Annotated in this window: 15 protein-coding genes; all 15 read right to left on the bottom strand. The window is 73.9% G+C overall.

Annotation, left to right across the window (positions count from 1 at the left end):
- Positions 1-23 precede the first annotated feature (23 nt).
- The 15 genes from hutH to K6U79_06635 all read right to left on the bottom strand — a co-directional run bounded on the left by hutH (position 24) and on the right by K6U79_06635 (position 19,295).
- The gene (gene hutH / locus K6U79_06705) at positions 24-1,526 is read right to left on the bottom strand and encodes a histidine ammonia-lyase (GenBank protein MCL6522053.1); all 1,503 of its coding nucleotides are present in this window, start codon (positions 1,524-1,526) and stop codon (positions 24-26) included.
- 2 nt (positions 1,527-1,528) lie between these two features.
- The gene (locus K6U79_06700) at positions 1,529-2,830 is read right to left on the bottom strand and encodes an insulinase family protein (protein MCL6522052.1); all 1,302 of its coding nucleotides are present in this window, start codon (positions 2,828-2,830) and stop codon (positions 1,529-1,531) included.
- Entirely contained in the window at positions 2,823-4,136 is a 1,314-nt protein-coding gene (locus K6U79_06695) for an insulinase family protein (GenBank protein MCL6522051.1), read from the bottom strand. Before K6U79_06695 ends, K6U79_06700 begins: the two co-directional genes overlap by 8 nt.
- A 12-nt stretch (positions 4,137-4,148) precedes the next feature.
- Positions 4,149-5,357, bottom strand: a complete 1,209-nt coding sequence (locus K6U79_06690; GenBank protein ID MCL6522050.1) for a tRNA cytidylyltransferase — start codon at positions 5,355-5,357, stop codon at positions 4,149-4,151.
- 163 nt (positions 5,358-5,520) lie between these two features.
- Positions 5,521-6,510, bottom strand: a complete 990-nt coding sequence (locus K6U79_06685) for a COX15/CtaA family protein (protein ID MCL6522049.1) — start codon at positions 6,508-6,510, stop codon at positions 5,521-5,523.
- A gap of 35 nt (positions 6,511-6,545) precedes the next feature.
- Positions 6,546-7,922 (bottom strand): MFS transporter, encoded by a 1,377-nt coding sequence (locus K6U79_06680; GenBank protein ID MCL6522048.1) that lies wholly within the window; start codon positions 7,920-7,922, stop codon positions 6,546-6,548.
- Between the two features lie 71 nt (positions 7,923-7,993).
- Positions 7,994-8,416 carry a DUF420 domain-containing protein gene (locus K6U79_06675; GenBank protein ID MCL6522047.1) on the bottom strand — a complete coding sequence of 141 codons (423 nt, stop codon included), beginning with the start codon at positions 8,414-8,416 and terminating at the stop codon, positions 7,994-7,996.
- A 44-nt stretch (positions 8,417-8,460) separates the two neighbouring features.
- On the bottom strand, positions 8,461-9,426 hold the full coding sequence (locus tag K6U79_06670) for a heme o synthase (GenBank protein MCL6522046.1): 966 nt from the start codon (positions 9,424-9,426) through the stop codon (positions 8,461-8,463).
- 87 nt (positions 9,427-9,513) lie between these two features.
- Positions 9,514-9,822, bottom strand: a complete 309-nt coding sequence (locus tag K6U79_06665) for a cytochrome C oxidase subunit IV family protein (GenBank protein MCL6522045.1) — start codon at positions 9,820-9,822, stop codon at positions 9,514-9,516.
- 13 nt (positions 9,823-9,835) lie between these two features.
- Positions 9,836-10,450 (bottom strand): cytochrome c oxidase subunit 3, encoded by a 615-nt coding sequence (locus K6U79_06660; protein MCL6522044.1) that lies wholly within the window; start codon positions 10,448-10,450, stop codon positions 9,836-9,838.
- Positions 10,447-12,303, bottom strand: a complete 1,857-nt coding sequence (gene ctaD / locus K6U79_06655) for a cytochrome c oxidase subunit I (protein ID MCL6522043.1) — start codon at positions 12,301-12,303, stop codon at positions 10,447-10,449. Before ctaD ends, K6U79_06660 begins: the two co-directional genes overlap by 4 nt.
- Positions 12,304-12,386: 83 nt before the next feature.
- On the bottom strand, positions 12,387-13,472 hold the full coding sequence (gene coxB / locus K6U79_06650) for a cytochrome c oxidase subunit II (protein MCL6522042.1): 1,086 nt from the start codon (positions 13,470-13,472) through the stop codon (positions 12,387-12,389).
- 170 nt (positions 13,473-13,642) lie between these two features.
- Positions 13,643-15,625 carry an ATP-dependent zinc metalloprotease FtsH gene (gene ftsH, locus K6U79_06645; GenBank protein ID MCL6522041.1) on the bottom strand — a complete coding sequence of 661 codons (1,983 nt, stop codon included), beginning with the start codon at positions 15,623-15,625 and terminating at the stop codon, positions 13,643-13,645.
- A gap of 114 nt (positions 15,626-15,739) precedes the next feature.
- Complete coding sequence (gene tilS, locus K6U79_06640) at positions 15,740-17,185, bottom strand: tRNA lysidine(34) synthetase TilS (GenBank protein ID MCL6522040.1); 1,446 nt, start codon at positions 17,183-17,185, stop codon at positions 15,740-15,742.
- A 43-nt stretch (positions 17,186-17,228) separates the two neighbouring features.
- Positions 17,229-19,295, bottom strand: a complete 2,067-nt coding sequence (locus tag K6U79_06635; protein MCL6522039.1) for a SpoIIE family protein phosphatase — start codon at positions 19,293-19,295, stop codon at positions 17,229-17,231.
- Positions 19,296-19,339 lie beyond the last annotated feature (44 nt).

Genomic DNA, 19,339 nt, shown 5'->3' with positions numbered 1-19,339 from the left:
GGGGGCCTGCGCAGCCCGCCGGCCTACTCGGGGAGCGGCGGCGGCTCGCGCAGCATCCGCTCGGCCAGCGCCTCCAGCGCGGGAGCGGGCGGGCAGTCGCCCGCGAGGGGGGGAGCGGCGGTGCGGAGCCGTTCCAGTACGGCGCGCGAGGCCGGCGAGAGGCCCCCGTCGCCGAGCATCGCCAGCGCCCGCAGGGCGGCCAGCGCCTCGCCGGCCAGGACACGGGCCGTGTTCCGCACCACCTGGCGGGCTTTGCGGGCCGCCCAGGCGCCCATGCTGACGTGGTCCTCCTGGGCGGCCGACGTGGGGATGGAGTCGACGCTGGCCGGATGGGCCAGCGTCTTGTTCTCCGAGACCAGCGCCGCCTGCGTGTACTGGACCAGCATCAGCCCCGATTCGACGCCGCCGTTCCGCGCCAGAAAGGCGGGCAGCCCGCTCAGCTGCGGGTTGAGGAGGCGCTCGGTGCGCCGCTCGGCGATGTCCGCCAGCTCGGCCACCGCCACGGCCAGGAAATCCAGCGCCAGCGCCAGCGGCTGCCCGTGGAAGTTGCCGCCGGAGAGCGCCTCCTCCGTCTCCGGCAGGACCAGCGGATTGTCGGTGACCGCGTTCAGCTCCGTGCGCAGCACGCCTCCCACGTACTCCAGCGCATCGCGGCTGGCGCCGTGCACCTGGGGCATGCAGCGGAGGCTGTAGGCGTCCTGGACGCGGAGCTCGCCGGGGGCGCTGACGAGGCGGCTGCCGCGCAAGTAGGCCCGCAGCCGGCGGGCCGCCAGCACCTGTCCCGGATGGGGGCGGAGCGCCTGGATCTCGGGCCGGAAGGCGGCGGCGACGCCGCGCAGCGCCTGGAAGGTGAGCGCGCCCACGGCGTCCGCCCAGTCCGCCAGGCGCCGGGCGCCCAGCCAGGCGAGCAGGCCCAGCGCCTCCATCAGCTGGGTGCCGTTGATCAGCGCCAGTCCTTCCTTCGCCTCGAGCTCCAGCGGGGCCAGGCCGGCACGGCGGAGCGCCTCCGCCCCCGGCAGCAGCTCGCCGCCCAGCTCGGCCTCGCCCTCGCCGATCAGGACCAGCGCCGCGTGGGCCAGCGGTGCCAGGTCGCCGCTGGCGCCCACCGAGCCCTGTTCCGGAACCCGCGGGTGGACGCCCGCCTCCAGGAGGCGCAGGATCTGCTCCACCAGTTCGGGTCGTACACCCGAGTAGCCGCGGGCGAGGGCGTTGGCGCGCAGGAGGAGGAGCGCCCGCACCTCCTCCCGGGCCAGCGGCGGGCCGACGCCGGCGGCGTGGCTGCGCAGCAGGTTGATCTGCAGCCGCCGCAGCTCCTCCGGCGGGATGGCCACGTCCGCCAGGCGGCCGAAGCCGGTGTTGACGCCGTAGACGGCCACCCCGCGCCGGAGCATGGCCTCGATGGAGCGCCGCGAGCGGACGAGCCGCTCCCGGGCCGCCGCCGCCAGGCGGACGGGGCGGCCGCCCGCCGCCACCTCCTCCACCGCCTCGGGCGTCAGGTGCTCCCCGTCGATCTCCAGCGGCTCCACGCCTAGCCCTCCGGCAGGACCAGCGAGACTGCGTGGAAGGCGGGGTCCAGGTGCTGGCGAAGGCGCTCCTCCACCTCGTCCAGGGTGAGCCCGCGCGCCACCGCGAAGGCATCGAAGAGGGTGTGGCCGTGGAAGTGGGCCTCGTTGGCCAGATAGGCCAGACTCTCCGGCGAGTCCAGTTCCTGGACCAGGCCGCCCAGCAGCTTCTTGCGCAGCGCCTCGAAGCGCGCGGCGTCGACGCCCTGGCGGCGCGCCCGCTCCACCTCGGCCAGGAGTTCTTCCACCAGACGCTCCGGCTCGTCGCTCTGGCCCTCCGCCACGCTCATGCCGAAGTCCTCGTCGCCGGTGTAGCCGGCGCCGAAGGAGCCGTCGATCAGCCCCTCCTCGTAGGCCCGGGCGTAGAAGTCCGAGCCGCGGCCGAAAAGCAGCTCCAGGAGGAGGCTGGTGACCAGGTCGCGGCGGACCGTCTCCAGCCCCGCGGCCCATCCCCCGCGCTCCTTGAAACCGACCGCTACCCAGGGCCGGGCCACCGGCATCCGCGCCTCCGCGCGCCGGCGCTCGATCCGGTCCGGCTCCTCGGGCCGGAAGCGACGGATGGGCGCCTGCGGCGGCGTGCCCCGCCGCGCCTGGTCCTGGGCCACCAGCTCGACGACGCGCTCGGGCTCCACGTCGCCGACCACGGTCAGCACCATGTTGGACGGATGGTAGAAGGTCCGGTAGCACCGCTCCAGCAGATCGCGGGTGATCCGGCCGATGCTCTCGGGCGTCCCGGCCACGTCCAGACGGAAGGGATGGCGGACGTAGAGCGCCTGGCGCAGGTTGAAGTCGATGCGCCAGCGCGGGTCGTCCTGGTACATGCGGATCTCCTGCAGGATGATGCCGCTCTCCTTGCGCACGCCCGCCTCGGTGAAATACGGGTGCTGGACGAAGTCGAGAAGGATGCCCAGCGCCTCCTCGAAGTGCTCCGTCGCCGAGAAGAGATAGGTGGTCGACGTGTGCGTGGTGAAGGCGTTGGAGCCGGCGCCCAGGCGCGAGAAGCGGTCCATGGCGTCGCCGTCCTCCTCGGCGAAGAGCTGGTGCTCCAGGAAGTGGGCGATGCCGTCGGGCACGTCCGTCCGCTCGTCCTCCCCCGGCACCCAGAAGCTGGAGTCCAGGCCTCCGTAGCGCGTGGCGAAGGTCCCGTACTTCTTGACGAAGCCCGGCTTGGGCAGGACCTGCACCGTCAGGCCGGACGGGAGGAGCGCCCGCTCCATGCGCTCGCCCAGCTCCCCGGCCTCCACCCGCTCGATCTGCAGGTCAGGCAAGGCCCAGCGCCTCCCTCTGGCCCGTCGCCGTCAGGTAGTAGACCGTGTCCAGGCGCACGCGCGAGAAGGCGCGTACCGCCTGCTCGCGCGTCACCGCGGCGATGGCGGCCAGCCGCTCCTCCAGGCTGCGGCGCACCCCCCAGAGCGTCTCTTCCAGCGCCTGACCGATCATCGCGTCCGGGCTGTCGGTGTTCTCGCGCAGATGGCTCGCCAGGCGGAGCTTGGTCGTCTCCAGCTCTTCCTCGCTCACCTCGCCGCGCCGGACAGCCTCCACCTGTTCCAGCACGATCTCCAGCGCGCGCTGGAAGTCCGGGGGTTCGATACCCGCCTGGATGAAGGCGACGCCCTTGCTGGGGTCGAGCGAGGAGTAGGCGTAGTAGGCCAGGCTGGCCCGCTCGCGCACGTTCCGGAAGAGCTTGGAGTGGCTGAAGCCGCCCAGGACCCCGTTAGCCACCACCAGCGGGTAGTAGTCGGGGTCGCGGACGTCGATGCCCGTGCGGAAGCCCAGGACCAGCTTCCCCTGGGCGACGGGCTGCTCCTCCACCACGGTGCGCACCTCGCGCTCCAGCGGCACGGCGACGCGCGTCCCCTCCAGCCGGCCTGGCGCGCGCGGGCGGAGCGCCTCGAGGCGCCGCTCCAGCTCCTCCTCCAGGCGCGCCAGCGGCCCAGGCCCCACCCCCACCAGGAGGCGCGGCGCTCTGGCCAGCAGCTGCTCGTAGCTGGCGGTCAAGCGACCCGCGTCGATGGCCGGCAGGTCCTCGGGCCGGCCCAGCTTGGAGAGGGCGTAGGGCTCGCCCTGGAACATCTCCTGGGTGCAGCGGAGCAGGGCGTAGCGCGCCTTGTCGTTGATCAGCGCCTGCTGCCTCCGCGCCAGGTTGACCTTCTCCTGCTCCACGTAGCGCGTGCTCAGCCGGCCGTCTTCCATGTACGGCTCCAGGAGCAGCTCCACCAGGAGATCCAGCGCCTCGCCGGTCAGCCCCTCCGCCCCCGCCAGCAGGCGTTCGTCGGGCAGGTCGAGGTGCCAGCCGACCGCCTCCACCTCGCCGTACTTCTGCACGGTGACGCGCAAGTCGGCCCCGTACAGCTCGTCCAGGCGGCGGTTGAGCGCCCGCAGGTCCGGGTGGCGGCGCGAGCCGCGGATGAGCACCTCGGGCAGAAGCGCCGTCTCGGTGACGCTCTCCGGCCGGAGGTCGCGCTGAAAGAAGAGGCTGAGGCTCAGGGTGCGAAACTTCCCGGTCTCCAGGAAGTAGAAGGGGATCCCCGAGTCCAGCCTTCGCTCGACGAAGCGGTCCGCCTGCTCGGCCAACGCCTCTCCTCCTCACCGCGGCCCGCGCCCCGGCCGGCACTCCCTCTCCAGGTGCTCGCGCAGGAGCTCGGGCCGGTTGCGGGCGGGGTCCTCACGTACCCAGGCGGCCAGGCACTCCAGGCTCCGGCCGACGGCCGGCCCTCCCGCCCCCAACCGGCTCGCCACCTCGGAGCCGTCCAGGGAGAGATCGGCCGGCAGACAGGGGTCGCCGCGTTCCGTCACCTCGCGGAGCGCGCGCGCCCACGAGCCGGCGAGCGCCGCCAGTCGGGGCCGCGGGCAGCCCGCCGGGTGCGCGGCCAGCCAGCCGGCCAGAAGCACGGCCTGCTCCCGGCCCAGGAGGGCGACCAGCGAGCGCGCCGCCGGGCCCAGCCGCCGGACCCGCTCCGCATTCGCCGCCGGCGGCCCGCCTCCCTCCTCCAGCCGCGTCAGGGTTCGTGCCAGCTCCGACACGGCGCGGCGGGGACGGCCGGGCAGGATCGCCCGCGCCGCCAGCTCCGCCGGGCGCGCGAAGGCGTGGAGAAAGGCGAGCCAGCGGGCCGCCTCCTCTCGCGGCGCCCGCTCGACGGCCTCCGCCACGTGGCGGAGCCCCTCCGCGTGCAGTTCGCCCGCCGCCCGGCCCAGCACGCTCCAGGCGGCGCCTGTCCGCCAGAGGAGCTCGACGCCCGCGGCCGCGTGGCCGCCGTGCAGGAGGCGGTTCATCTCCGAGAAGAGACGCTCCCGCGAGACGCCGGGGAGGTCGGCCGCGCCGCGCAGCGCCGCCTGGACGGTCGCCTCCTCCATCCGCCAGCCGGTCTCGGCTGCCAGGCGGGCGCCCCGCAGGACGCGCAGCGGATCCTCGGCGAAGCGCTCCTGGGGGTCGCCCACGGCGCGGATGAGGCCGCTCTGCAAGTCCGCCAGGCCGCCCCAGGGGTCGACCAAGCGGCCGTCCAGACCCAGGGCCATGGCGTTGACGGTGAAGTCCCGGCGGGCGAGGTCGCCCTCCACCTCGCCGAGCCAGCGGACATGGGCGGGATGACGCCGGTCGCCGTAGGAGGACTCGCTCCGGAAGGTGGTCACCTGGACCCAGCGGACCCCGGTCTGGACGCTGACCGTCCCGTAGGCGAGCCCGGTCGGCAGCGTCCGCGCGAAGAGCGCCGCCACCCGCTCCGGCCTGGCCGAGGTTGCGACGTCCCAGTCGTGGGGGATGCGGCCGCGCAGGAGGTCGCGCAGGCAACCGCCCACCAGGTAGGCTCGCTCGCCCTGTCCTTGCAGCCTTTCGAGGACCGCCAGCACGTCCGGTGGGACAGCGGTCAGGAGTCGCGTTCCTCTTCCCTCCGCGCGTCCCAGTCTACCCTGCTCGGCGCCGCCTGCGCCTATGCGGGGCACGCCGGGCGCCCCGCGGTCCTCAGGCCCGGGCCAGCCGCCGCTCCTCGGACCGCTCCCAGGGTCCGGCTCCCGCCGCCGGCCGTCCCTCCGGGGCCGGGGCGCTCATCAGGAGCGTGTAGCTGAGCGCAGCGAAGAGCAGCGTGACCAGGGTGGTATGGAGCAGCTCCAGTCCCAGCGCCATCCCGCCCAGCACCACCAGGCCCCCGCTGAGCGCCTGCAAAAGGATGAAGAGAAGCGCGGTCGCCGAAGCCCCGGCCAGCTCCGGGCGGCTGCCGCGCAGGCGGCGCCCCTCCCGGGCGAGGAGGGCGAGCACCGCCACGGCCACCAGGGCGGCCAGCCGGTGGACGAACTCGACGGCCGCGAGGCCGCCCGGCGGCGGCAGCAGGGCTCCCCGGCAGAGCGGCCAGCCGCCGCACGCGCCTGCGGCGCCGACATGCTGCACGTAGGCGCCCAGGTAGATGACGCCGTAGACGGTGACGGAGGCCGTCCAGGCCAGGCGCCGGAAGCGGGCCGGCGCCTGCGGGCGCCGTCGCACAGCCTCCCCGTCCTGCCGGAGCCAGGCTGCCACCAGCCAGATGCCCGTGAAGGCCAGGAGCGAGATGCCGAAGTGGAGCGCGAGCACCGCCGTGGGTTCGCCCCAGAGCACGGCCGCCGCACCCAGGAAGGACTCCACCACCACGAAGGCGAGGCCGAAGAGCAGCAGTCGTCGCGCGCGGCCGTCGCCCCGCCGCCAGGTCCAGACCGCCAGCGGCACCAGGAGGAGCCCGGAGAGGCCGGTGACCAGCCGGTGGCCGAACTCGATGAGCGCAGGCAGCGACCAGACAGGCAGGAGACGCCCGTTGCAAAGCGGCCAGCTGTTGCCGCAGCCGTGACCCGATCCCGTGTTCGTCACCAGCGCCCCCGCCGCCACCACCACCAGCATGGCCAGCGCGCTGGCCAGGGCCAGGCGGCGGAGCCCGGCGGGGGCGCGCCCCGTCCCCTCCGCAGCCGGAGGAAGCACTCCCCGCATCGCTTGCTCGCCTCCCACGAAAGCCGGCGGCCGGCTCAGCGCCCGGCCGCCAGCTCCTCCGATCGCGCCGCGCCCTCGCGGACCAGGGCGAAGAGCGCCATACCCGCCAGCGAGGCCAGCGCCACGCTGGAGAACATGCCGGTGAAGCTCCGCGCCGAGGCGGCCAGCGCCAGCAGTACGGGCCCGGCTGCCATGCCCACCGAGCGGAAGACGGCCACCAGCGAGAGCGCCTCGCCCGCCGCCTCCTCCCGGTAGAGCGCCAGCGCCAGTCGGTTGATGGGCGCGCCCATGGTGAAGGCGGTGGCCGCGCCCAGGAGCGCCATGGCCGCCACGAAGCGGGCCATGTCCAGCCCCGGCCAGGCCAGGAGCAGCGAGCCCGCCGCCGCTATCGCCAGCCCCGCCTCCAGCACCGGCCGCGGACCCGCGCGGTCGACCAGCAGCCCCGCGGCGCCCGCCAGCAGGGCTCCGGTGACCGCCGCCGGCATCATAGAGAAGCCCGAGGCGAGGACGGACAGGTGGAACTTCTCCTGGACCATGGTGGGCACGAAGGTGGAGGCGGAGAGATCGAAGCCGATCACCGCCGCGCCCGCCACCAACGAAAGGCCCGCCATCCCCGCCAGCGGCGCCGTCTGCAGGAAGGGGACCCGCGACCGCCGCTGCCTCCAGGCGAACAGCGCCAGCGCCAGCGCCGCCCCGGCGCCAAGGAGCCCGGCCGCGGGCCCGCGTGCCGTCAGGGCCAGGAGCAGCAGGGCGAGGCCGGCGGCGAAGGCCAGCCCGCCGGCCGCGTCGGGCAGCGGCCTCTCCGAGCGGCTGCCCGCTCCGAGGCGGCGCGAGCCCGCCAGCGCGGCCAGCACCAGGGGCACGTTCAACAGGAAGAGGCTCGGCCACCCCAGGTACTGGCCCATGGCGCCGCCCAGGTCGGGTCCGACCACGCTGGCCAGGCCGAAGACGGCGCCGAAGACGCCCAGCGCCGCCCCTTTCCGCTCCGGCGGGAAGAGGGCGATCCCCTCCGCCTGCGCGTTGGGGTAGACGGCGCCCGCGCCCATGCCCTGCACCACCCGCGCCAGAAGAAAGAGCCCGAAGCTGTGCACCCCCGGCGAGAGCGCGGCCAGGAGGGAGGCCAGGCCGAAGGCGCCCACCCCGCCCCGGAAGAGGCGCAGGCGGCCGAGCCGGTCGCCCAGCGCTCCGGCCAGGACCGTAGAGGCTGCGTAGGCCACCGTGTAGCCTGAGAGCGTCCAGGCCGTCCAGGTCAGGGAGACCTGGAAGGAGGAGGCGATACCGCTCAGCACCGGCAGAAGGATGCTGGTGTCCAGGGCCCCGGCCCCGACGCCCAGGAGGTAGATCCCCAGGGTGCCCCAATCCACCGTCGCTCCGGCCCCGTGCGCGCGTCCGTGGTGGGCCGTGCCTCGCATCCGCCCCGCCAAGCTCCCCGCCTCCCGCTCGCCGCATCGTCCGGCGGCGTCCGCTTCGCCCGCCCTCCGGCTCAGCGTCCCAGGATCACGTTCAGGACGCGTGTCGTCGGCCCGGGCGGATAGATCACGTACAGCATCAGGTAGACCACCAAGCCGGTGGCCGCCGCCACCAGCCAGAGCGCGGCCGTCCACGGCGCCACCCGCCGATGCTGCGCGAATCGGCCCGCCAGGCCGCGCCGCAGGGTGACGATGCCCAGGATCCCGGCCGCCGTGGCCAGGAGCGTGTGCGCCTGGAGAAAGGCCAGGTACGGAAGGCGCAGCGCGGGCGGGCCACCGAAGCGCGTGTCGCCCACCGCCAGGGTGCGCAGGGCGTAGCTGACGAAGAAGGCCGCGCCCAGGACGGCCGCCGTCACCATCGCCCGCCGGTGGCGCTCTACCTCGCCGCGGCGGATCCGCCGCCAGCCGGCCACCACCGCCGCCGCACTGGCCAGCATCAGGAGCTCGCCCAGGAGGGGCAGCCCCCGGCTCCAGAAGAGGCTCATACGCCCACCACGTGGCTGACCACCAGGGCGGCGAAGAGCAGCGTCAGGTAGACGAGCGAGTAGCGGAAGGTCTTGCGCGCCCAGGGCGCCTCGGGCGAGCTCTCCCGCCAGAGGGGGACGTGGAGTGCCACGAAGAGCGCGCCCAGCACCGCCGCCACCACCGTGTAGAGCGGGCCCACCGTCCCCGTCCGGGCCATGGCCAGCGAGGCGGCCACCAGCGCCAGGGTGTAGAAGAGGCTCTCCGCCTTCGTCCGCCGCTCGCCGCGGGCCACGGGCATCATGGGGATGCCGGCGCGCCGGTAGTCTTCCTGCTTGTAGAGCGAGAGCGACCAGAAGTGGGGCGGCGTCCAGAGAAAGATCACCAGGAACATCAGCATCGCGGGCAGCGCCAGCGAACCCGTCACCGCCGCCCAGCCCACCAGCGGCGGGAAGGCGCCCGCCCCGCCGCCGATGACGATGTTCTGGGGCGTCCGCCGCTTCAGCCACATGGTGTAGATGAAGACGTAATAGAGGTAGCCGGCCAGCGTCAGGCCGGCCGCCAGCCAGCCGACGCGCCAGGCCATCAGGGCGAAGGCCAGCGCGCCGAGAAGGACGCCGAAAGCCAGCGCCTGCTCCGCCCCGAGGCGCCCCGACGGGACGGGCCGGTTCCGGGTCCGTGCCATCACGCGGTCGATGTCGCGGTCGTACCACATGTTGACCGCGTTGGCGCCGCCGGCGGAGAGCGCGAGCCCCGCCAGCGTCCAGGCGACGGTGCCCAGGGGCGGCAGGCCGTCGCTGGCGACCAGCATGGCGGCGTAGGCGGTCAGCACCAGGAGCAGCACGATGCCCGGCTTGGTCAGCGCCACGTAGTCGACCGCCAGGGCCGGCCAGCCCCGCCGGAGCTGCGCCCCGTGGGCGGCCCAGACCTCCGCCCCGGCCGCCGCTCCGGCCCCCGCCGCCAGCGTCCCCGGCTTCTCTTCCATCAGCCCTCGCCTCCCCCCGCACCCCTCCGTCGCGCGGGGTGCGGCTTGGCCGGGCCCGGCGCGCGTGGCGCCGGGCCCGGTTCCGCCCTACGCCATCCGGTCGAGGACGCCCAGGGCGACGGCGATCAGCACGGCCAGTGCCACGCCGACGCCGAAGATCACCTGGTGGGCGCGCGGCGACCGGTTCAGGTGCATCAGGTAGTAGACCTGCAGAAAGACCTGCACCAGCGCCATGACCAGCAGCAGGGGGGCCAGGATCCCCAGCGCCACGTGGGCGTAGGCCAGGACCACCGCCGCCAGCGTCAGGAGAGCCGCCACCACCGTGCTGACCACATAGGGCGCCACAGGGTGGTCTTCCCTCGCCTCCCGTCCCGCTTCGAGCCCCTCCGCGCGCATGCCGACTTCCCTCCTACGCCGCCGTGCCCAGGACGTAGACGACGGTGAAGATGACGATCCAGACCACGTCGACGAAGTGCCAGTAGAGCCCGGCCACCTCCAGCTTGTGCTCCTCCTCGGGGCGCAGGTGGCCCCGGAGCGCGCTGATCAGCAGGCCCACCAGCCAGGCCACGCCGAAGGCCACGTGCGCCCCGTGGAAGCCGGTCAGCGTGTAGAAGCTGGCGGAGAAGACGTTGGTGTTGAAGAGGAGCCCGTCGCGCATGAAGCTGGAGTACTCGGTCGCCTGGAAGCCCAGGAAGACCAGGCCCAGGAGCGCCGTCACCGCCAGCCAGAGCTTGACCGCGCCGGGGCGCCTCCGCCACATGGAGACGACCGCCAGCACCATGGTCAGGCTCGAGAGGAGCAGGTCCAGCGTCGCGACGGTGGTCATGGGCAGGTCGAAGACGTCCACCGGCGTCGGCCCCGACACGCTGCGCCCCTCCAGGGCCACGTAGACGCCGATCAGCGAGGCGAAGAAGACCGCCTCCGAGGCGAGCCAGATCCAGAAGGCCAGCCGGACGTTCTCCGCATGGAGTGCGGCCTCGCGCTCCTCCTCTTCCTGCAGCGCCTCCAGCGGGCGGCTGCTCATTCGCTCTCACCCCTCGGTTCCAGGAGGTAGCCGCGATCCGCCTCGAACATCTGCCGGAAGATGGAGTAGAAGGTGATCAAGGCGCCCAGCGCGGCCAGCCAGACCAGCTTGAAGTTGACCCCGTAGGCGGCCACCAGCAGGCCCAGGGCCAGCAGGGCGGGCAGGTAGGTGAGTCCGGGCATGTGGATGGCGCCCGCCGCCTCCTCCGCCCCACGCATCCGCCCGTCGCCGTCCGGCGCCTGCTTCTCGTACCAGAGCGCGTCGCGCCCGCGCACCAGCGGGATGACCCGGAAGTTGTACGCCGGCACCGGCGAGGGCGTCGTCCACTCCAGCGTGCGCGCGTCCCAGGGATCGGCGCCCGCCACCTTCCCCACCGCCAGGCTCCGGGCCACGTTGACCAGGGTGATCAGGAGCCCCACGCCCAGGACGTAGGCGCCCACCGTGGAGAGCAGGTTGTAGACGTCGACGCCCAGGAGCGGCGAGTAGGTGTAGATGCGCCGCGGCATGCCGTAGAGCCCGCTGAGGTGCATGGGGAAGAAGGTGAGGTTGAAGCCCACGAAGGTGATCCAGAAGCTCCACTTGCCCAGGCGCTCGTCCAGCATCCGGCCCGTCATCTTGGGCAGCCAGTAGTAGGCGGCGGCCAGCATGCTGAAGAGGATGCCGCCGATGGCGATGTAGTGGAAGTGCCCGATCACGAAGTAGGTGTCGGTCAGCTGCAGGTCGGCCGGCGCCGTCGCCAGCATCAGCCCCGTCAGCCCGCCGAAGATGAAGAGCGGCAGGAAGCCGACGGCAAAGAGCATGGCCGTGGTGTAGCGGATGCGGCCGCCCCAGAGCGTCGCCAGCCAGGTGAAGACCAGGGCTCCGGTGGGCAGCGAGATCAGCTTGGTGGTCACCATGAAGGCGTCGTTGACCACCGGACCCATGCCGGTGGCGAACATGTGGTGCGACCAGACGGTGAAGGAGAGCGAGGAGATGGCGAAGAGCGCGATCACCGCCCCGCGGTAGCCGAAGAGCGGCTTCCTGGCGAAGGTGGGCAGCACCTCGGAGATGACGCCCCAGGCGGGGACGGCCAGGATGTAGACCTCGGGATGGCCCATGATCCAGAAGAGGTGCTGCCACATCAGCGCGTTGCCGCCCATGGCCGGCACGAAGAAGCCGGTTCCGGCGATGCGGTCCAGGAGCAGCAGGATCAGCGCCACGCTGAAGGGCGGCGCCGAGAAGAGCAGAAGCGCCGACCAGAGGAAGGTGCCCCAGACGAAGACCGGCATGCGCATCAGCGACATCCCGGGCGCGCGCATGTTGAGGATCGTGGTGACAAAGTTGACGGACGAGACGATGGACGAGAAGCCGGTCAGCAGCAGGCCCAGGATGTAGAAGTTCTCGCCCGGACCGGAGAAGGCGTCCGAGAGCGGCACATAGTTGAACCAGCCCGCGTCGGGCGCCCCGCCCAGGAACCAGCTGGAGTAGAGGATGAGCGCTCCGGCCAGGTAGAGCCAGTAGCTGAGGGCGTTGAGGCGGGGGAAGGCGACGTCGCGGGCGCCGATCATGATCGGCATGAAATAGTTGAAGAACGCCGCCGCCAGCGGGATGACCGCGAGAAAGATCATGGTCGTCCCGTGCATGGTCAGGATCTCGTCGAACGTCTTCGGTCCCAGGAACGTGTTGTCCGGCCGGATCAGCTGGGTGCGCATCAGCAGCGCCTCGACGCCACCGGCGGCGAAGAAGACCGCCGAGGTGACCAGGTAGAGGATGCCGATGCGCTTGTGGTCCACCGTCATCAACCAGCTGAGGAACCCGCGCTCCTCCGCCGTGCGGAGCTCCGGCAGATGGAGCGCCCGTTCCGCTGTGGCCATCGTCCACTTCACTCCCCTCGAGGTGATGAACCCGTCCTCCGGATGGAGCCGGCCGTCGACGCGGCCACTTCCTCCGTGGAAGGTCACTGGGCCAGCGGGTTCTGGAGCGCCGCCTTCACCTGGGGACTCTCGTAGGTCTTCTGCGTCTGGAGGAAGGCGATCAGCTGCCGGATCTGCTGGTCGCTCAGCTTGATCGGGATGACCATGTCGTTGCCCGGCTTGACCGCCTGCGGGTCGTGCAGCCAGGTGCTCAGGTTCTGGGCGTCGTTGGGGACCAGCGTCATGGCGGCGACGCCCAGCCGGCTGCCGATCCCGGTCAGGTTGGGCCCGATGATGCCCTTGGCGTCCGTTCCGTCGATGGTGTGGCAGTTCTTGCAGCCGGCCGCGCCGTCGAAGAGCTGCCAGCCGGCCAGGGCGTCACCCGTCAGGCCCGCCACGCCCACCGGATGCTGGTGCGAGTCGACCCACTTCTGGAAGTCGGCCGGCGACTCGGCCACGACGCGCAGGCGCATGTTGGCGTGGTTGAGACCGCAGAACTCCTTGCACTGGCCCCAGTAGACGCCCGGCCTGTCGGCCTGGAACCACTCCGTGTTGATCCGGCCCGGGATGGCGTCCAGCGTGCCCGCGATGTTGGGCACCCAGAAGCTGTGGATGACATCCGCCGACGTCACCTGGAGGTCGATCTTGGCACCCACCGGGATGTGCAGCTCGTTGGCGGTGACAAAGTTGTAGTCCGGGTACTGGAACTCCCACCACCACTGGTGCCCGATCACCTTGACGTGGACGACGCCGGGCCCCTGGGGCGTCTGGGCGAGCACGAACTCGTCGCGCAGCGGCGGCACCACGAGGAAGATGAGGCCGAGAGCGATCACCACCCACCAGGCCAGTTCCAGCCGGGGATTCCCCTCGACCTGCGCCGGTGTCTCCTCCTCGCCGGGGCGGTGACGGAACCGGATCGCCGCGTAGACCACCAAGCCGATCACGATGATGCCGATGACGCCCAGGAAGCGCATGTCCTCGACCAGCGCGGCCCGCTGCAGCCGGGAGATGGGACCGACCGCGTTGAAGTCCGACTGCGGATAGGTCCCGCACCCGCCCAGCAGGAGCGCCGAGGCCGCCAGGGCGAGAGGCACCAGCGCCACCTTCCTGTGACGCCCACGTCCCGCCAAGCATCGTCACCTCCCCTGAGCCTGAGGCGCCCTTGCTGCTCACTATTCGCAGATTAGGCGCTTTTAGCCTGATTATCTCTCCCCAAGAGGAGGGCGACAAGGGAGAAGGGGCGGCCGCGCGTCGCCCGCGGCCGCCCCTCTCTCCTCGCGACTCGGCTCTCTCCCGCGGCTCAGACGGCGCCCGGAGGCGCCTCGGGGTTGGGATGGGGCGGCAGCGGCAGGCGCGGGTTGACCAGGCTGCGGCGCCCTTCCTCGCGCGCCCCGCCCGGCGTCCCGGCGGGGTGGACCTCGGAGGCGGCGGCACGGCGTGCAGGCACCGGTGCCTCCTCGGGGGCGTCCAGGATGCGCCCGTCCAGGATGGCCTGGAGTTCGTCCCCCTCCAGCGTCTCCTTTTCCAGGAGCCGGTGGGCGAGGGTGTCCAGGCGCTCCCGGTGCCGGCGGATCAGCTCCTTGGCCGTCTCGTAGCGCGTGGTGACGATGCGGTTGACCTCCCGGTCGATGGCCGCCGCCACCTGCTCGGAGTAGTCGCGCTCGCGCGTCAGCTCCCGGCCCAGGAACGGACTCGAGGCCTTGTTCCCGAACGTGAGCGGGCCCAGCTCCTCGCTCATGCCGAACTCGGTGATCATCTGGCGCGCCATCTTGGTCGCCTTCTCCAGGTCGTCGGCGGCGCCGGTGGTGATGTCGCCGAAGACCACCTCCTCGGCGGCCCGGCCGCCCAGGAGCGCCGTGATGCGGTCGAGGATCTCCTCCCGCGAGGTCAGGTACCGGTCCTGCTCGGGCAGCGCCAGGGTGTAGCCCAGCGCGGCGCCGCGGGAGATGATGGAGACCTTGTAGACGGGGTCCGTGTGGGCGAGGAGCTTGCCCACCAGCGCGTGGCCGCCCTCGTGGTAGGCCACGCGGGTCTTCTCCTCCTCGCTCATGATGCGGCCCTTCCGCTCCGGCCCGCCGGCCATCACCTTGTCGATGGCCGCCTCGATGTCGGCCATCTCGATCCTCTTCTTCTGCTGGCGCGCGGCCAGGAGCGCCGCCTCGTTGAGGACGTTCTCCAGGTCGGCGCCCGTAAAGCCGGGCGTGCGGCGCGCGAGCACCTTCAGGTCGACGTCGGGGGCCAGCGGCTTGTTGCGCGCGTGCACCTGGAGGATGGCGTGGCGGCCGTTCAGGTCGGGACGCTCCAGCACCACCTGGCGGTCGAAGCGGCCGGGTCGCAGGAGGGCGGGATCGAGCACGTCCGGCCGGTTGGTGGCGGCCATGACGATGATCCCCTCGTGCGGTCCGAAGCCGTCCATCTCCACCAGCAGCTGGTTGAGCGTCTGCTCGCGCTCGTCGTGGCCGCCGCCCAGGCCTGCGCCGCGCTGGCGCCCGACGGCGTCGATCTCGTCGATGAAGACGATGCAGGGGGCGTTCTTCTTGGCCTGCTCGAAGAGGTCGCGGACGCGCGCCGCGCCGACGCCGACGAACATCTCGACGAAGTCGGAGCCGCTGATGCTGAAGAAGGGGACGCCCGCCTCGCCGGCCACCGCCCGCGCCAGGAGCGTCTTGCCCGTCCCCGGCGCCCCGACCAGCAGGACGCCCTTGGGGATGCGCGCACCCAGGGCCGCGTAACGCTTGGGATGCTTGAGGAAGTCGACGATCTCCGTCAGCTCCTCCTTCGCCTCTTCGACGCCGGCCACGTCGGCGAAGGTGACGCGGTGCTTGGGGTCGTCGACGTTCATCTTGGCCCGGCTGCGGCCGAACTGCATCACCCGGCTCCCGCCGCCCTGCGACGACTGCATCATGTACATGAAGAAGCCGACGATGATCACGATGGGCAGCAGCGTGGTGATCAGGCCGGTCCACCAGGGGGCCTGGACGGGCGTCTGGATGTCCACGCTGGCCCCTTTGGCGTAGAGCTGGTTGCTGATCTCGCCGATGGCCTGCGGCGGCACCGTGGTGGTGAATTCGGTCTTATCCTTGAGCTGCCCGACCAGCCTGCCGTCCGTCTGGATCTGGACGCTGCTCACCTGGCCCTGGTCGACCAGGGTCAGAAAGCGGTTGTAAGTCACCTGCTGCGGCTGCTTGGTCTCGGTGTGGGAGAAGAGCTGGAACATGGTGACCACGAGCAGGAACAGCAGGACGTAGAAGGCTAGGCTGCGGATCGCCCGGTTGGAGTTCATCCTCGCCCTCCTAGCAGGAGCGGGGAGCCGGTGCCGGGTCCGCCCGGCCGCTCCTCCCACGGCTCCCCGCCCGCCCCGCAACTGCGGGTCGCTACCCGATGCGAGTTGATTCTATCATAGGCTTCTCTCCGCCCCATGGCCCGAAGCGGGCGGCGGCTCGGCGTAGAGCGCCCAGGCCGGCGCCCCGGCGCGGGCGAGCAGCCTCTGGTCGGGCACGAGGCCGGGGCTCCAGAGCGGCCGCCCGGCGTGGAGAACGACCGGCCAGCCTTCCCATTCCCCACGCTCGAGTCCGTTCCGCTTCAGGGCGGGGAGGAGACGCCGCGCCGCTCCCAGGCCGGCCGGCCACCAGAGGTCGCCGCGCCGGGGCGCCCGCACCGCCAGCCCGCCGGGCGCGAGCCGCGCCGCGTCCAGCCAGAGCGGGCGCCAGCCCGGCTCCGGTTCGCCGGGCCGGGGGGCGGGACCCGCCAGGCGGAAGCGCCAGAAGCCCCCGCCCGGAGCCCGCCAGAGGAGGACCGAGCCCGGCGGCAGCGTCCAGGCGACGGTCCCCGCAGCGGGCGCCCGGGGGCCGTCTTCCCCCCCGCGCTCCCGCGCCGCGGCGTCGCGGACGGCGGCGCGCTCCCCCTCCACCTCCACGAGGCGCCCGCCGCCCAGCTCCACCCGCCGCGGCCGCCCGCCGAGAAGCGCCCGGCGCGCCGCCTCCAGGCGGTCGAAGTCGAGCTGGCGCGGCGGTGCCCCCGCCAGGAGCCGCAGGAGCCGGCGCTGGGCCGCCGGCGGCAGGCGGCGAAAGCCGCGGCGGTCCAGGCGGCCGTCCGCGTCCAGGAGCTCCGGGAGGCGGGCGCGCGTCAGCTCCTCCAGCCAGGCTTCCTCGTCGGAGAGGATCTCGGCCAGCCGCCAGAGGCGCCACCGCAGGCCGGGGGCTGTCCGCTCCAGCGCGGGCAGCAGCTCGAGCCGGATGCGGTTGCGGAAGAAGCGCGGGTCCAGATTGGTGGCGTCCTCGCGCGCCTCGATGCCCGCCGCCCGGCAGTAGGCGCGCGTCTCCTCCCGCCGGAAGGCGAGGAGGGGTCGGACGAAGGGCGGCCTCTGCCAGCTCATGGCGCCCAGGCCCCCGCGCCCGGCGCCGCGGAGGAGGCGCATCAGCACCGTCTCCGCCCGGTCGTCCGCCTGGTGGCCCAGCGCCACCCGCTCCGCCCCGAGACGCCATGCCTCCTCGCGCAGGGCGCGCAGGCGCAGCTCGCGCGCCGCGCTCTCCAGCGACCAGCCCGGTCGCGCCGCCAGGCCGCGCACGTCCACCCGCCGGACCGCCAGCGGGATCCCGCGCGCAGCGGTCAGCTCCCGGCAGAAGCGGGCCTCCCCGGCACTCTCCGGCCTGAGGCCGTGGTCGACGTAGAGCGCGTAGAGGCGGAGCGGCCAGATCTGGCGGACGGCGGCCAGGGCGTCGAGAAGGGCGGAGGAGTCCGGCCCGCCCGAGAGGGCCACGAGCACGCGCTGGCGGGGGCCGAAGAGGCGCCGCCGGAGCGCCTCCTCGACCAGGCGGCGGCGGAACCGCTCCACCTCGTCCACGCGTGCGCCTCCTGCCTGGCAGTATAGCCGCGCCCGCCCGGGCTCAGCGCGCGGGCAGGAGCCGCACCGCCACCACCGTCAGGTCGTCCTCCGGCTCGCCGCCCGCCGCCGCCACCGCCTGCGCCAGGATCCGCTCGGCCGCCTCCTGCGGCCCGCCCGGCAGCGGATGCCGGAGAAGGCCGGCCAGCCGGGCGACGCCCTCGGCGCCCGGGGCGAAGGCGGCGGGAACCCCGTCGCTCACCAGGAGGAGCAGGTCGCCGGCGGCGAGCGGTCGCTCCAAGGGCACGGGGCGGGGGAAGCCGGCCGAACCCAGCGGGGGCGCCTGCTGCTCCAGCACCTCCACCTCGCCCCGCCGGCGCAGGAAGCTGGGCGGCGCCCCGCCCTTGACGCACTCCAGGCGGCCCCGGCGCAGGTCCACCAGCGCCAAGTCCAGGGCGGCCACGCTCTCCCGCGCCGTGCGCAGGGTGAAGAGGGCGCTGGCCGTCTCCACGGCCGCGGGCAGCGGGAAGCGCGCCGCCAGGAGGCGGCCGAGGATCTCCAGCACCGCCTCGCCCTCGCGCGCCGCGCTGAGGCCGCTGCCCATGCCATCGCAGAGCAGCACGGCCAGCCGGTCGCCGTCCAGCCACTGGACGGCGTGCCGGTCGCCGCTGGGCGCTCCGCGCCTGCCCGGCCAGCTGGCCGCGCCCACGTCGCAGGCCAGGAGCGGCCCCGCCGCCGGCCAGGCCTCCGCCTCCACGGCCGCCGCCTCCTCGGCCAGCGAGCCGACCACGCGCGCCACGCCGCTGATCTGGCTGGCCAGGAGGAAGCGTCCTTCCTCCATCCGGCGCGCCGCCACCTGCTCCCCGTGGCGACCGGCCAGCCACCGTTCCACCGCCGCCCGCACCGCCTGCGGGCGGAGGCAGCGGGGCGGGCGCCAGGCCTCGGGCAGGCCGGCCTCCGACCCAGTCTCCTCCACCAGCGCCGCCAGGTCGGCCAGCTCCCGCCGCCGCCTCACCAGGCGGCGCTGCCAGCACTCCGCGAAACCCGGGCAGCCCTGGCAGGGGCCGGCCGTCACCTCGCCGATCAGGCCCTCCAGGCCCGGCGGCGCGGCCGGGCGCGCCACCCCCAGCGGCATCTCGACGCGCTGCGCCACGTCCTCCAGCAGCAGCGAGAGGGCGGCCAGCCGCCCCCGCTCCGCCGGAGGCGGATCGCCCGGACGCGGCAGGCTGGCGGCGATCCAGCCCGTCCAGGAGGCCGGCAGGAGCGCGAAGAGCGCCGCCCCCGCCAGCTCCCCCAGGAGGAGCGGGGCCGGCGAGAGGCGGGAGGCTGCCGCCGGTGCCATGCCCCCGTAGGCGAGGACCACCGTGGCCGCGCCCGCGGCCAGGGCCAGCGCCGCCGCCGGGCGTCCGAAGCGCGCCGCCGCCCCGGCCAGGTAGCCGCCCAGCGCCAGCGCCGCGGCGGCCACCGGCTCCCCCGCGCTCAGGGCCAGCAGGCCGCCGGCCACGGCGCCGGCCGCCGCCCCCGCTCCGGCGCCCGCCCGGCCCCCCAGCGAGAGGACCGCCACCGCCATGGGCAGCGGCTCCAGCGCCACCGGGCCCGCCTGGAGGCCGCGCAATCCCGCGGCGCCCACCCCGGCGAGAAAGGCGACCGGCACCAGGTCGACCCAGCGCTCCACCCGGCGCCCGCCGCCCAGAGCACGCCCTCCCAGCAGGGCCAGCGCGCCGCCCAGCACGCCCGAGGGGAGTGCCGCCGCCAGCATCCAGCGCGGCTCGGCACCGTAGAGGGCGATCAGGCTGGCCAGCACCGCCGCCATGCCCGCGGCCAGCGCCCGGCGCACAGGGGGCCGCCTCCAGGCGGCTCCCAGCAGCTCCAGCAGCGCCGCCCCCGCCAGGAAGCCCAGCGCCCCCCGCCCGCCGCCGGCGCCGGCCGCGCCGGCGGCCCCGGCTGCCAGGGCGATCCAGCGGAGCGCCGGCGGCGCCCCCGGCCCCGGCAGCAGGGCGTACCAGCCCGGCCCGAAGCCGCCCAGCGAGCCCAGCAACGTGGCCCGGGCGAAGAGCCCGGTGGCGGCGGCGGCCAGCCACGGCCCGGCCCGCCGGCCGGCCGCCGCCCAGCCTGTCCAACGCAGTCGCAAGGCCCTCGCCTCCCCCGCCCCGGGCGGCCGCCCGGATGGCGCCG

The sequence above is a fragment of the Bacillota bacterium genome, assembly GCA_023511835.1.
Taxonomy (GTDB): domain Bacteria; phylum Bacillota; class Sulfobacillia; order JAIMAT01; family JAIMAT01; genus JAIMAT01.
The sequence above is the reverse complement of the archived record's forward strand: the minus strand, read 5'-3'. Positions and strand labels throughout refer to the sequence as shown.